12 protein-coding genes and 1 pseudogene are annotated in these 14071 nt (G+C 47.4%); 8 read left to right on the forward strand and 5 right to left on the reverse strand.

Going from position 1 to position 14071, the window contains the following annotated elements; genetic code table 11:
- The first annotated feature begins 407 nt into the window (after positions 1–407).
- Entirely contained in the window at positions 408–1565 is a 1158-nt protein-coding gene (locus tag OXN25_03835) for a sigma-54 dependent transcriptional regulator (GenBank protein ID MDE0423985.1), read from the forward strand.
- 45 nt (positions 1566–1610) lie between these two features.
- On the opposite strand, the gene OXN25_03840 is transcribed toward OXN25_03835, so the two are convergent.
- Both OXN25_03840 and OXN25_03845 read right to left on the reverse strand, forming a co-directional pair.
- A complete protein-coding gene (locus tag OXN25_03840; protein MDE0423986.1) occupies positions 1611–2036 on the reverse strand; it encodes a hypothetical protein in 426 nt (141 codons plus the stop codon).
- Between the two features lie 467 nt (positions 2037–2503).
- Positions 2504–3274, reverse strand: a complete 771-nt coding sequence (locus OXN25_03845) for a HEPN domain-containing protein (GenBank protein MDE0423987.1) — start codon at positions 3272–3274, stop codon at positions 2504–2506.
- Positions 3275–3405: 131 nt separating this feature from the next.
- On the opposite strand from OXN25_03845, the gene OXN25_03850 reads away from it, so the two are divergent.
- The 5 genes and pseudogenes from OXN25_03850 (at position 3406) to OXN25_03870 (ending at position 9458) form a co-directional block, all read left to right on the forward strand.
- A complete protein-coding gene (locus OXN25_03850) occupies positions 3406–5322 on the forward strand; it encodes a hypothetical protein (protein MDE0423988.1) in 1917 nt (638 codons plus the stop codon).
- 290 nt (positions 5323–5612) lie between these two features.
- Complete coding sequence (locus OXN25_03855) at positions 5613–7628, forward strand: NHL repeat-containing protein (protein ID MDE0423989.1); 2016 nt, start codon at positions 5613–5615, stop codon at positions 7626–7628.
- Between the two features lie 107 nt (positions 7629–7735).
- Positions 7736–8698 (forward strand): GNAT family N-acetyltransferase, encoded by a 963-nt coding sequence (locus tag OXN25_03860; GenBank protein ID MDE0423990.1) that lies wholly within the window; start codon positions 7736–7738, stop codon positions 8696–8698.
- Positions 8699–8922: 224 nt separating this feature from the next.
- Positions 8923–9051 (forward strand): annotated as a pseudogene (locus OXN25_03865) (type II toxin-antitoxin system HicA family toxin).
- 59 nt (positions 9052–9110) lie between these two features.
- Positions 9111–9458 carry a type II toxin-antitoxin system HicB family antitoxin gene (locus tag OXN25_03870; GenBank protein MDE0423991.1) on the forward strand — a complete coding sequence of 116 codons (348 nt, stop codon included), beginning with the start codon at positions 9111–9113 and terminating at the stop codon, positions 9456–9458.
- Positions 9459–9581: 123 nt separating this feature from the next.
- Here the strand turns inward: OXN25_03870 and OXN25_03875 are convergent, their stop codons facing one another.
- Positions 9582–9821, reverse strand: coding sequence for a DUF433 domain-containing protein (locus OXN25_03875; GenBank protein ID MDE0423992.1), 240 nt, complete (start codon positions 9819–9821; stop codon positions 9582–9584).
- 361 nt (positions 9822–10182) lie between these two features.
- On the opposite strand from OXN25_03875, the gene OXN25_03880 reads away from it, so the two are divergent.
- Positions 10183–11181, forward strand: a complete 999-nt coding sequence (locus OXN25_03880; protein MDE0423993.1) for a Gfo/Idh/MocA family oxidoreductase — start codon at positions 10183–10185, stop codon at positions 11179–11181.
- Between the two features lie 40 nt (positions 11182–11221).
- Positions 11222–11722 carry a hypothetical protein gene (locus OXN25_03885; protein ID MDE0423994.1) on the forward strand — a complete coding sequence of 167 codons (501 nt, stop codon included), beginning with the start codon at positions 11222–11224 and terminating at the stop codon, positions 11720–11722.
- On the opposite strand, the gene OXN25_03890 is transcribed toward OXN25_03885, so the two are convergent.
- On the reverse strand, positions 11719–12804 hold the full coding sequence (locus tag OXN25_03890; protein MDE0423995.1) for an ABC transporter ATP-binding protein: 1086 nt from the start codon (positions 12802–12804) through the stop codon (positions 11719–11721). The two genes, OXN25_03885 and OXN25_03890, sit on opposite strands and share 4 nt — an antisense overlap.
- Entirely contained in the window at positions 12795–14060 is a 1266-nt protein-coding gene (locus OXN25_03895) for a DNA methyltransferase (protein MDE0423996.1), read from the reverse strand. Before OXN25_03895 ends, OXN25_03890 begins: the two co-directional genes overlap by 10 nt.
- Positions 14061–14071: the final 11 nt, after the last annotated feature.

Raw genomic sequence — 14071 nt, forward strand, 5'->3', positions numbered from 1 at the left:
AAGAGGGAGATTGGGTCCCTCTATTATCCTTTCATTATTTTACCGAAAACCCTCCTATATATAGGATTCGCAGAATGCTCTTTTGTAGCATAACCTGTTAGGTTGTGCATCCGAAACGCTTGTGTCTCTGAGGGGTCTCCCTCTCACAAAGTAGCCTGCCCCCAAAATTGCGTAAATCCTACTCTATACAAGATGATATGCGCAAAAATTGTATAGACAAAAATTGTCTATGTGCAAAAATTGCTTAAGACAAATAACCGCATTGTGGCATTGTGTTTTTTATTTGCATAAAAGCGCGTTTTGCAGTATCATTTCTTAATGCGGACGCGACACTTACGAAAGATACACATCTATCGCACGGCAAACAACAGAGAACCTTGCTGATAAAGCGTTTAAGGGAACAACCTATGCAGAACGGATCACAACCCATCGCCTTGCAATCACCACAGATGCAACAGATTTATCAACAGGTGCAGCAGGCGGCACCGACAAAAGCGACGGTGCTGATTACGGGGGAAACGGGGGTCGGAAAAGAGATTATCGCGAAGGACATCCATCGCACAAACTCGCGAAGCCGTTACCCTTTCAAAGTTGTCAACTGCAGCGCGTTTCCTGAAAACGGACTGCTACAGAGCGAACTCTTTGGACACGAGAAAGGTGCCTTCACGGGGGCGACAGCACAGCGAGCCGGTATGTTTGAACAGGCGGACGGTGGCACGCTTTTCCTTGATGAGATCGGTGAAATGTTTTTTGGCGTGCAGGCGATGCTCCTGCGCGTTTTAGAACACCAGCCGTTTACACGAATCGGCGGGAATAAAAACGTCAAGGTGGATGTCCGAATTATCGCAGCAACGAACAGAGACCTCAGGGCAGCGGTCAAAAACGGGACGTTCAGGCAGGACCTCTACTATCGACTCAACAGTTTTCATATCCACATCCCACCCCTACGCGAGCGGCGAGAAGATATTGCACCCCTGGTACACGCTTTTATTTCGGAACTTAGCGCGGCACATCAGAAACGGGTTACCGGGATTACATCAGCAGCCCTCTACTATCTCGAAGCAGCTGCGTGGCAGGGAAATATCCGGCAACTCAAGAATGTCATTAACAGAGCGATTCTCACCACACAAACAGAGGAATTAGGTGTTGGAGATATACCCGCGGATATTGCCCTCACCTCACCGTCAACAAAGACAGCAAGCTCGGAAAGTGGTCAGCAAAACGTCCAAAGCACACTGCCTATAGAGGTGCGTAAGATTCTGGAGCGACTCTCTGTGGTAGAGTTCATCTCGATTTTCGGGGGTATACCGGTTAACGTCTGGCAGCGGCTGCCAGCGCAGACGCAGAATAGCGTTATTCGTGAAGCCTCCTTTAAGTTGGGGGAATGCTTGGGGAGCCTCCAAGATACGATTGATATCGCAGGCAAGGATCGCCAGCAAATTCTGACAGCGGTCGCCCAGCAGCGGTTCGAGAAATATGGGAACTATACACAGACCGCAGAAACGTTAGGGATAGATCGGCGGACGCTTAAGACTTACCTGGAAAACGATGATGATAGTGGATAACGTGAGTACCTCCCCAAAGGAGGCACCCACAAAAATTGTCGCCGCCTACGCACCAAAACTCTTCTCAATATTTGATCGGAGACGGGCGATAATGTCTGCGGCTAATGCCTCGGAGAATTCGCTATCTTCTTCGGCTGTTAGCGCAGCAATGACGTTTTCAAGATCCTTCCGCTCTTCCGAACGGAAAGAGGTTTGTTTGCCCATAACCTCGCTAATTTGGGGCAGCACGTAAGCCCTGAAGCACGGCGTTGCCCACTGAAGTTCGTTTGCGATTTCGTTCAGTTCCGCAACACGCCGTTCCAATTGCGCCTCCAAGTCTTTTAGCCCGTTCGAGTCGGCAGTCGAGTCATCCGCAACTGCCCGCGCTTCAAGGACTCGATTTTCAAGGTCAACCAAGCCTCTCACCTTATCCACAACGGCATCTGCCCGTTTTTGCGCTGCTAACATTTCCTGTTCCGTCATTTCAGTCATCTTTTTGCTCCTTGATTGTAGGCGGGATTTCTAATCCCGAAACGTGCGATAAATCGCACTACTACGAACCTACCCTCACATTCAATATTGAGTTTATAGGTGATCCTGTTTGTAGTAGGGCAATTCATTGCCTGTTTATTACCGAGAGACAAACAACAATATCTGCTCAAACAAAAAAATAGCCCGCAGCACACCTGTCTCAGACAGGCTACTTGCGGGCACAAAGATAGATTAAAGGTTAAAATCAAAACAGAAAACCCCGAATTGGAATTTCCGTTTAATGCTTCGATGGACGCATGAAGCCAAACACTTAACTGATATAAAGTGGGAGGGGGGGAGGGGAGGGTGGAGCGGAAGGGGTGAGTTACGAAGCGATAATAGGATAATAGTATATAAGGGTAGTATGCTATTAGAAATGAATTTTGCTGTGTTGAGATGCCTCATAATTGAAAATTTCATTGGATGATTTATTTTATATGCGGCGGCAGCCGCAGCGAGTCTCGAACAGCCTGCTGCACTTCAGAACAGATGCGCATCGCGTGTTGCGCCTTATCAGCCGTTGCGGAATCACCCGGATAACGGGAGTCTACTGCATACTCGGTGATTATCTTAAAATCCGATTGCCACTGCTCCCAAGCCGGTAGTGTTAGCACAATCAACATCAGCAGTTCTTCAAGATCGTGCGTTCTTGGCACAGGAACGTTTGCCTCTTGAAGCCATGCCTTGAGATATTTCTCAATACACTGTTGTGCGTGGAAACAGATAGAATTATGTACAGGCTCCGGAGCTTGTTGCAGCCATTTCGCCGAATTATAATCTTCTTCAGCCTTCTCTATCCACTCCAGCACCAATGGATTCATGCAATCCCTTTCCTTTTTGACCGAACGCGGTGTCTTTTGCAGTGCTTCAAAATCGTGATACCTTTCGGATGTATGCAGGCACTCACCTTTTTCTGTGATCTCGCGGAGGAACCAATCGTTATATGAAATGCGGGACGCGATTTCTTCGGGTGAACGTACCAAAAGGTCTAAGCCAAAACGGTATGGGATACGCTGCCGGATTTCTATTGCTTTTTCGCTAAATTCTGATTTCGGAATATCCATCACCACGAGCAGATCCACGTCCGAGTCTGCTGTCGGCGTGCCATAGGCATAAGAGCCGAAAAGGATTACTTGCAGCGGTTCAAATTCGCGCACGATGTCATCAGCCATCGTCTGAATATCTTCTCGAGTCACCATCTGTTCCTCCTGATTGAAAGTATATTTAAACACATCTGAAAAAATTTGTCAAGGGTGTGTAAATATTTTGAGAACGTGATATACTAACACCACTGGAAAAATAAAAAAAAGAAGTGAGGCGGTAAAAACGCTTGATTCAACAAAAAACACCGGATAGTTTGACATGGCGCGCAGTGCTCATCGGTTTGGTGTGTGCTACTACCGAATGCCTCCTCGCGCCCTATAACGATTACGTTATCCGTAACATCTTTCTTGCCGGTGGACACTTTCCCGTCGCCCCGTTCTTTGTCCTGACGATTTTTGTGTTAGGTATTAACGTTCTCCTGAAACGGGTGCATCCCGCCTCGGCTTTTTCACCCGGCGAACTCGTCACAATCTGGTGTATTATGCTCGCGCCAGCAGGTATTCCGTCTTCAGGGATGATGCGTTATGCGCTCAGCCCGATGGTGGCGTATCAGTACCTTGCAACCCCGGAAAACGACTGGGAATCCTTATTTCACCACTATATTCCACACTGGCGAGTTGTGCAAGATGAAACTGCAGCACGTTCCTTCTTTGAAGGGCTGTTCGCAGGTGAATCCGTGCCGTGGGGTGCATGGATAACCCCGATCCTAACGTGGAGTGCCTACGTTCTCGTTGCCTATTTCGTGATGATCTGTCTCTCCGTACTACTCCGTAAGCAGTGGGTAGAGTACGAACGTTGTGCGTTTCCGCTGGTTAAGTTGCCAGTAGAAATGGCAGCACAAGGTAGCGGGAGTCTCGGTCCGATTTTTAAGAACAGTGCGCTCTGGTTCGGATTTGCGTTTCCAGTCTTCTTGCACACAATGAACGGTTTACATACGTTCTTTCCTGCCATGCCACATATCCCACGCGATTTTTGGCTCAATCCGTATCTCGTCGAACGTCCTTGGAATGCCCTCCGTCCATTCCAGATTGTTATTTTTTGGTCGATGGTCGGGTTTAGCTACCTTTTGACGCTGGAGGTGTCGTTTAGCATCTGGTTCTTCTTCATCTTTTACAAGCTGCAATGCCTCTTGGGTGTAATGATGGGGTTCCAACTCACTTCGGGCCCCGGGGTTCAGTGGACGGGTAAGTCATTCAGTGCGGCACAAGAGGCGGGTGCGTGCCTGGCGTTTATCGCTATTGCGCTCTGGAAGATGCGGCACCACATTAAAAACATGCTCCAGTTCCGTCCGTCCGATGAAGCACTCCCGCATAGCGTTACAATTTTTGGGCTGCTTGGCGGTATCTGTGTCCTCGTATTCTTCAACCATTTGATGGGTATGACCATCTTATTCGCGTTCGGTTTCGTCTTGTTTCTGCTTGCAATGTATGTCGTGTTGACGTGGCAGGTGATTAACGGGGGTATTCCGTTCATTAATCCGTCATTTTCACCACAGAGTTTCTTCCTCACGACGCTCGGCACTTCAAAAATCCATCCGTCTACGGTGACCTCAATGATGATGCATCCGGTCTGTATGACGCTGGATCTCCGTGAGTTTATGATGCCTAACATCATGAACGGATTGAAAGCGGCAGACGATGCCCGCGTCAAACGGCGGCAGCTGCTCCTTGCGATGGCGGTTGCGATGGTGATTGGACTTGCTGTCTCCTATTACTCGGCAATCAAGATTAGCTACGCACACGGCGCGCCTTATACCGGAGGTAGTTGGTTCATGCGACAACTTGAAGGCTTACTTACAAGTCCGAAGACGAGCACGAACTGGACAAACACTACATTTATACTGGTCGGCAGCGGTTTCACAGTCTTTTTAATGTGGATGCGCCAGACTTTTGTGTGGTGGCCCCTACATCCACTCGGTTATACAATGCTGAGTTCCTGGGCGACGTTTAAACTTTGGTTCTCAATATTTTTGGGTTGGGGTCTGAAGTTTAGTATTGTGAAATACGGTGGACTGAAAGCGTATCGGAGCGCGAGACCGGTCTTCCTCGGACTCGTCATCGGAGAGATGACGTGCGCTGGCCTCTGGGCAATCATCGGAATGGTTACGGGGATCAGCACAGGATATCGTATTTTGCCGGATTAGCCAATAGCCATTAGCCGTTAGCCAATAGCAGTTAGAAACGTTTTGCCTTGACACTAAGACAAATACCGCGTATCATATATAGGACTTACGCATCTCCTCTTAAAGTCCCCCTGATAAGGGGCGGGGAATGCCATAAGGCATTCATACCGTTGATTTTTTAGGGGGTTAAGTCACTGAAATAACGCCTTTTTCGGTAAAATATATTGCTTTTTTACGCAATTTGCGTAAGGCCTGATATACTAAGACCTACACAATTTTCTCACGTTAAATACAAAGAACGGAACACATCCATGAAAAAACACCTTGTTATCTTACCATTTTTATCCACCCTCTGTCTGCTATGCCTCGGATTGAATCTGGCTTTTCCCGTAGACTTTATCCAATTAGAACGCGAATTCGCCGGTAAAGGAACAACACAAGGACGGTTCAGCAAGGCTATTCATCTCGCCTTTGACCGACAACACATTTACGTCAGCGACACCGAGAATCGGCTTATCCAGAAACTATCAGCAACCGGAGAATTTTTACTTCAATTCCCGGAAGTTCCTACGTCTCCCGACAATATTTTGCGTAAACCCGGACATCTCGCTGTGGATAACACCGGGAACATCTACGTTGCCGATGAGACTGTGCATCACATCGCTGAAAGCACGGATCCGAAAGTCTATATGTTCGCGCCGTGTGTCCATAAATTCAGCGCAACAGGTGAGTTGTTAGACACTTACTTTGTTGATCCGGTGGATGTCCGTCCAAAAGTCGTCCTACCGGTAAGCCTCATCATTGACGAAGAAGGGAAAACTGCTTTCGCGATTCAACCTAAAGGTTATAACAGAGCCCTTCGTGTTGCCCTCAATGCCGAAAATGAACTCTACGTTTTGGACGCAGAACGCGGACGCATCTACAAGTTTGGTGCTGATGGAGAGAATTTGCTTGCTTTCGGTAGGTACGGTTCGGGGGACGGCGAATTCGATATGGATGCTTCAGACATCGCGATTGACGCACGCGGAAATGTCCTCATCGCAGATACTGGGAACCATCGGATTGTGAAATTTGATGCAGCGGGCAAATTTGTCCGTAGTTTCGGTAGAAAAGGACGTGGAAATGGAGAATTCACGAAACCGATGGCACTTGTCACGCTGCCTACGGGTGAGATTTTAGTTAAAGATGCCAGCCAATTCCGCAGAAAGATAGGTGGACTTCCAGAGATCATCGCGCTCTCCCCGACACTGACGCAGCTGACGGAGATTACACCGGGGCAAGCCGAACTCGCCGACACAATCGCGAATGCGACCCGTCCACAATACGGACCCTTTGCCCAGAGTCCCGCGGCTGCTGCCGATACCGCTGCCCTGAATCGACGCGTACGATTGCTGGAAGAGGCAGAATACAACCGTTACTATGCTGACGAAACTGATGAGGAAGGCAAGGCAGAACTCGCTGAAGAACTCAAGCGGGCAGACATTCGTCTTACGCTCTTCCATAACGTCATCTCACGTATTCAGAAGTTTGACAATAATGGACGGTACTTGGGACGCATCATCTACGAAACCGATCAACTCAGCGAAGAAAAACACGATCAGACCTTCTTAGACCTCGATAGCTCTGGGTATCTCTATTTGCGAGATGCCAGCGATTTTACGATTGCGCAATATTCGGTTACAGGCTTTACTGTAAGACCTTCCCACATGAACGGGTTTTACACCACTCGCGCTGCAATCCTAAACAACAATTATTTGGAAGACTATGAAGATATCGACTTTTCAACAGATGTCCAAGATGAACTCAGCCAATTAGAACTGAAAAATATGTTTGGATGGACGTACAGCCTCTCTGAACGGTGGCAGCTGACCTTCCTTGATGAACTCACCTATGGCGAGCAAGATGAACGCTATGTCACGCCGGCGAAGGTAGAGGACAGTTACGATTTCGAGACACAGGCATTAGAAAACGCATTCGCAGCGAATCTGAAGTTTATCACCAACCCAAATCCGTATCGCTATAAGGAACTAAATCTGTCTGTTGGACGTATTGACGGTACGTCTGACTTGACACAGGACGCACTCTTTCCTGAACTCAATAGACAGCACAGAGAGGACACTGGCGATGCAAGTTCTACAGTGATTGAACTGAATTGGGATATATGGTCACGCGGAAACCTATGGCTGCGGTATGCGGATTTGAATCCTGCCGAAACGAGTCGGAATTTTGTCCGCCGATTTTATGATGTTTCCGGGGACCTCTATGAAGTCTTTGGAAGTCGCAACGAAGCCCGGCAGTTTATCGGTGAACTAACTATAAAGTTTTAAATGGATAAAACCAGAATCGTAGCCTGCAACATCGGCGCAGGCGGATCTACGGCGGGTATTTTTGTTTAACCAATCCTGCTGATCGAACCGCAAGGAATAATTAAAAAATGGAATTTCGTGCGCTTTATCCTGATGAATTAGAGACGTGGTTGGACCATGTTACATCTGTCTTTACAGGGGGTCGCAAATACTTTTCAAATCACTGGCACAACGACCCGTGGCGGGACGCTGAAGGCATCCGAATTGCCCTCGACAAGGGGACTATTGTCAGCACAGTTCGCGTCTTTCTTCGGAAGATGTTTTTGCACGGCGAACCCATAACTGTCGGTGGCATTGGAGAGGTCAGCACGCGTCCAGAATATCAACGACGCGGACTCGCTACACAGCTCCTTAAAGACGCTATCAGATTCATGGAAGATCGTGAGATTGCTATGTCTTCGCTCCACGGAAGCCAACGCATCTATTCGATTGAAGGATGGGAAAAAGTGCCGCGCTATCACGCGAGACAACCTTTCAGTGCTGAAAAGCGGTCGAAATGGGAAGTCCGCCGGGTCAATTTCGATGATGAGGCTGAAGTCAAATGGATTGCTGAACTCTATGATGGATACGCACGAAAATTTAACGGGACCTTTGTCAGAGATGAATTGACTTATTGGACAGAGTGGGTGCGGACGGAGTCTCCGAACGCTTGGGTTGCCGAACGCGATGGGAACATTGAAGGCTATATTTCCCTCTACCAGGATGACAACGAACTGAATGTTGAGGAGTTTATTGCTTCAGAGCCATCTTTTGAAAAAGACAAAGGCAAAGAACTCTTTGAAAGTATGCTTTCTAATGTCATAGCACAGATGGATACAGAATCGTTTGAGGTTGTCTATCCTGCCCCAATTGCCGATGGCTTTAACGCATCAACGATTGAAGAACGCGGGAGTACGATGTATCGTATCAATCAGTCAACCGTCCTTTCGGATGCATTCAAGTCAATTCCCGATCTATTACACAACCAACCTAAACCTTTGACGCAAGACATGAAGTCTCATCACGTTTTTTGGTATACGGATGGATATTAAGGCATTTTCTGGCATTTTTTCGATAAGTTAATTTGGAATATGGCAATCTCAAGTCGCGAGGTCGTAAAAAGATTAAGGAAAGAAAAGTGGATGTTATACCATTTCTAAAAGTTTATCTCGCATTAACCGAACCCACTCACGTCACACCCGGTAGGTGCGGTTTCTAACCGCACCGAGCAGTGCTGAAAAATAGCCAACCTTTTAAGAGGAATTATCAATTAGAATTGGTATTAGTTCATGTTGTTGGGAGTCATCACCACTACAAACACCCTAACAAGCCTGGTAGAGTAACTGTTCCTCATCCCAAGAAAGACCTACGGAAACAGACTTTGCTAAGTATTTGTAGACAAGCAGGATGGAATGGTTGGGATCCAAATTGGAGAAAAAGAAAGAAAAGCACACGAGGCGTTCTATGTATAGGCATTACCCTATTGTGATTCACAAAGACTCAGATAGTGATTACTGTGTAATCGTTCCAGATCTACCCGGCTGTATAACGGCTGGAGATACATTGGAGGACGCACAAAATCAAGCCGCCGAAGCTATCCAATGCCACGTTGAAGGCATGCTACTTGATGGTGAACCAATTCCTGAAGCAAAAGAGATTGCATTCCACCAAGATAATCCAGACTATACTGATGGGGTGTGGAAATCTATAACAATAGTTCTGCCCGACATTTCCGAAATTCGGGTCTCTCGCCCTGGACGGATTCAGAAATTTTTCCGATGGTTCAGCCAAACGACGCAAATTTTGCGGTAAAATTAATTTGGACTATGAAATTATAGGATTCCAAAATATCTGTTGTTTCCGATGGATTCAACGCCTTATATCGAACAACCCGAGAAGCAATGTTGACATCAGCAACAAGTGGTGGGAGCATTGCTAAGAATCTCCATCCCGGTCTGAGACAACATCAATAAAAATTTCATTGCGGAGGGCTTTTGCCGCATAACCGAGCACGGCTCGAATGCTTTCTTCCGTTAAAAGCGGATAGTCCGCTATGATCTCTTGATTTGACATGCCGCTTGCCAATAAACCTAATATATGTTCAACGCTGAGACGGGTGCCCTCAACGATCGGCTTTCCACCAAGAATTCCGGGATTAGCAATTATTCTAACCATAATTTTTTACCTCTTCATCTAAAAAGTTGATTCCTTTGTCTATATAACCCAAGTTTTTATACACATAGCACTCCGAAATCAACGGTATGAATGCCGCATGGCATTCCCCGGGAGTGCAATTCGCTTAAATACGCCTTTCTATAGACATATCACCCCGCTGGGGTGAGGAAAAAGACGAAAAAGCTTTCTGAAATGCTCAAAATCTGTTAGTAGCAACCTGGGTTATATAGTTTATCAAACTTCTGGCGCAGCTTGCAAGCCAAAACACACGAAAACAAATTGACTTTCAATTCGACACAGGATATAATCCTTGCCGTGGTGAAATAGGAACTTGAGGTAAAGAATAGAGGAGGACACGAAAATGGCAAAATTACGCGTAGGGGTCATCGGTTGTAGTGGTATCGGCACAACACATGTATCGGGTTTAGTGGATATGCCAAACGTTGAATTAGCCGCTGGCTGTGACTTCGTTCAAAGCACATTGGATGCTTTCAAGGAAAAATATCAGGACACCTGGGACAACATCTCTCTGTATACCAACCATCAAGAGATGCTCGCCGCTGAGAATTTAGACATCGTAACAGTAGCGACCTCTGACCATCGACACGCCGATCTGGTCGTTGATGCCGCAAACGCTGGCGTGAAAGGCATCTTCTGTGAAAAACCGATGGCGACAAGTATCGCAGATGCAGACAGGATGATGGAAGCAACAGAGCGCAACGGCACTATCCTGTCGATCGATCATACCCGCCGGTGGCAGCCGCTGTGGCGGCACACGAAAGAAGTCATTGTGGGTGGTGGTCGTATCGGGGATGTTCAGTATGTTATTGGTACGTTGAGTGGTGGTCGTGCCATGCTCTTCCGCAACGGGACCCATCTCGTCGATGCTATCTGCTATTTCGCTGATTCAGAACCCGAATGGGTTTCTGCTGAGTTAGAGGACGGCTACGAAGACTACAACGAGTATAAAGGCGATGGTGGACACGTCCCGGCAACGGAACCGTCTGCACACGGTTATATCCATTTTGCGAACGGCGTGCGGGGCTATTATGCTGGCGGTCCAAAGACAACCCTCTCTGGGTTCCGTGTGGAGATTGTTGGCAACAACGGTTATATTCTTATCAGTGACCGAGGGGCAACACTCCATCAAGACGATGTTGTTGAGACGATCGAGGCACCGACATGGGACATTTTTGGTATCCCTGCTGGACCACGAGAGCTGGTAGGTCTGATTACAGAAGGTGGAGAACCCGTCTCGCCCGGCAGTGAAGGATACAAGGTCGTTCAGATTATTATCGGCTTTTTAACCTCGCAACAACGAGATAACGGAAAAGTCAAGCTGCCGCTGTCTGACGGTTAGTTCTATCGTGTTGTCTCAACACGTCAATGGGAGAAATGGCATGAAAGAAACTTTCAGAACTGAAACGTTCAAAAAGACGCTTCGGATCTATTTGGTAACGTTCGGCGTAACTTGGGGAATCCTGATTTGCTCAGGATTCGGGATCCCATTGGCATTAGAGACAATGTCCTACGCCCGTCTGGCGATTGGCAAAATTGTATCTGGCACTATTGCCATTGGCTATGTCGCAACAGGTTCGGGGTCAATAGGTATAGTTGCCTGTGGCATTCTCTCAGCTGGCATTTTTGCTGTTGGTGGCACTGCTTGTGGTATTGTGGCTATCGGAGGAGGGGCAGCCTTCGGAGTTATCGCAATTGGTATAAATGCCATAGGCGTTGTCGCTATCGGATACAATGCTATGGGTATCTACGCGTTATCTTATAAAGACCAAAAAAACAGAAGCAGATATATGTTCTCGCCGGAACGCCAAGATGCAAAAGCGGTAGGGTTGTTTACACGGTGGATGCCAAAACTGAAAAACGCGTTTGCAACAAAGCACTAATCGGCTTTTAAAACAATCGCATTTTCAGGGGTCCATTGCAGATAGACTGTATCGCCGCGTCGAAAATGATGTGTGTCTTTTGTGCCTGTATTCTGCTGGTGCGCAATAAGTGGGATTGGATAGCCGGTCTGTACGGTGTACTGTAGGGTTGTGCCGAGGTAACCTTCGTCTTGAATTGTCCCGTGTAAGAGATTCGTGGTATCAGAGGCTGGGGTTGTCGTCAAGTTGATGCGCTCTGGACGAACTGCGACGGTGACAGACGTGTTCAATGGAATATCGCTGGTCGGTAGGCAGACGATTTTAGTGGGGGGGTTTGTGGTCAGTGCGATCTCATTCTCACTGATAAGTGTTCCTTCAAGAAAGTTGGAAGTACCGATAAAGTCTGCAACAAAGCGACTCTGTGGTGAGTCGTAGATTTCAGAGGGTGTTCCTATCTGCAGGACTTTCCCATCGTTCATCACTGCAATTCGATCGGACAGTGCTAATGCTTCGCCTTGGTCGTGCGTAACGTAGACGAACGTAATGCCGACTTTACGTTGTAACGCCTTGAGTTCCAACTGCATCTGCTTTCGGAGCTTTAAGTCGAGTGCTGAGAGCGGTTCATCTAAGAGCAGGATGGTAGGTTCGTTAATTAACGCACGTGCAAGTGCGACGCGTTGTCTTTCGCCGCCGGAGAGTTCACTCGGTTTCCGATCGCCGTATCCGGGTAACTGAATCAAATCCAACGAGCGTTCAACCGCATCCGCTGTTTCTGATTTAGGAGCCTTTTGCATCTGTAGCCCGAATGCGATATTCTGCGCGACGGTTTTGTGTGGGAATAAGGCGTAGTTCTGGAAAACGGTGTTAACGGGACGGCGATAGGGTGGGATTTCCGCCATTATCTCACCGTTGATACGTACCTCCCCAGTCGTAGGATACACAAACCCGCCTATGATGCGTAATGTCGTTGTTTTTCCGCATCCACTCGGTCCAAGCAGAGAAAAGAACTCACCGCCTTCTACTTGCAGTGACACATCGTCAACTGCTACTGTGTCCCCGAATTGTTTTGTTACGGATGTGAGGGTGATTTGTCCTACAGACATGTCCGAGTTGTTCTCTGACAAACAACGATGTTTTCTTCGTGCATCGTTGTAGAGGTTTTACCTGCGATGTTGGAAGGGCTGTTTTTCTTCGGCATTCGTTTGTTCGGTATGTTTCTGACGATAGTCGCCTTATGCACAAACCCATATCGACGAAAGGCATCAACAACAAATTCGTCAGTCGGCAGCATAACATTTTTGACCTGGCGATTTCCGACAACATAGCAAACTGTAGCACGCGGTGAAAGTACCTGTGCTATTGAATTGATGCTACGCTCAAGGTCAACATAAAACGCCGATACCTCACACGCTCGTTTTTCGTCAACTGAACGGATTTTCTCAATCGCAGACGATACTGGAGCGTCTGTCAATACTTCTTTTGAATGATGCCCACCCATTGCGAGTTTGTCAACTTTGCGAGCATTGGGTAACCCTATCCATTCTGCTGAGAGACGCGAAAATTGCCCATACGCCACTGTGGTATGTGAATCCCCATAAGGTGGCGATGTAATCACTAAGTCATAGCCTCCGAGGGGGCGCGGCATCGGAAGTTCGCCTTGCACTGTGTTTGCGTCGGATACTGATGCCTCAACGCTTTTCCGTTTTTCGAGAAACGCTGCCAAACCTGCCCGATTTCTGTTTAATTTCTTGCCAAAGATGCCAAAAACGTCGGGTTTAAAGCCCTGAAGCTTCTTAGCAGGCATACGATATAATTTAAACTCCCCGTTCCGAGTATAGGAGACCTCTCGAACTGTTTCTGAAAAAGCAACAAGTATGAAGTTTCGGACACCCTCATCTGCTACGTCTTTAACCCAGTTTCGTAGATAAGCAAGAGATTTAATAACTTCTTCGGAAAACCAATACGCCAGATTCAGAATGTTAGGAACTGGGGCATCGGGTATCCTGCCTTTTCGGAATTCAATCTGAAAGAGATGATCGTTCAACCTGCTCAGTGTTTCGTCTAAATTAGACAAACAAATTGGTGTTGACTTAGCAGTGGCTATTAGGCGAACAAGTGGATTAATATCACATCCCACACTGTGCATGCCGAAAAGAGATGCCTCGACCAGAGAAGTGCCAGTACCACAATAGGGGTCAAGAAGCCATCCGCCCTCTGTACCGTATTCCTTAAGAAGTTTCCGCGCGATTTGTGGAATCATCATTGCTGGGTAGGCATGAAAGCAGTGGGTGTACTCTTTGGTATCAGAGTCTCGAAAGTCCCACGATTCGTCCTTGTATTTCAGGTTCCTTGTGCACATCTTTAAGAGTT

The organism is Candidatus Poribacteria bacterium (assembly GCA_028820845.1).
Classification (GTDB): domain Bacteria; phylum Poribacteria; class WGA-4E; order WGA-4E; family WGA-3G; genus WGA-3G.

Coding starts and splice junctions, on each gene's coding strand:
- OXN25_03835 (MDE0423985.1), top strand. CDS start 408: ATGCAGAACGGATCACAACCCATCGCCTTGCAATCACCACAGATGCAA.
- OXN25_03840 (MDE0423986.1), bottom strand. CDS start 2,036: ATGACTGAAATGACGGAACAGGAAATGTTAGCAGCGCAAAAACGGGCA.
- OXN25_03845 (MDE0423987.1), bottom strand. CDS start 3,274: ATGGTGACTCGAGAAGATATTCAGACGATGGCTGATGACATCGTGCGC.
- OXN25_03855 (MDE0423989.1), top strand. CDS start 5,613: ATGAAAAAACACCTTGTTATCTTACCATTTTTATCCACCCTCTGTCTG.
- OXN25_03860 (MDE0423990.1), top strand. CDS start 7,736: ATGGAATTTCGTGCGCTTTATCCTGATGAATTAGAGACGTGGTTGGAC.
- OXN25_03870 (MDE0423991.1), top strand. CDS start 9,111: ATGTATAGGCATTACCCTATTGTGATTCACAAAGACTCAGATAGTGAT.
- OXN25_03875 (MDE0423992.1), bottom strand. CDS start 9,821: ATGGTTAGAATAATTGCTAATCCCGGAATTCTTGGTGGAAAGCCGATC.
- OXN25_03880 (MDE0423993.1), top strand. CDS start 10,183: ATGGCAAAATTACGCGTAGGGGTCATCGGTTGTAGTGGTATCGGCACA.
- OXN25_03885 (MDE0423994.1), top strand. CDS start 11,222: ATGAAAGAAACTTTCAGAACTGAAACGTTCAAAAAGACGCTTCGGATC.
- OXN25_03890 (MDE0423995.1), bottom strand. CDS start 12,804: ATGTCTGTAGGACAAATCACCCTCACATCCGTAACAAAACAATTCGGG.
- OXN25_03895 (MDE0423996.1), bottom strand. CDS start 14,060: ATGTGCACAAGGAACCTGAAATACAAGGACGAATCGTGGGACTTTCGA.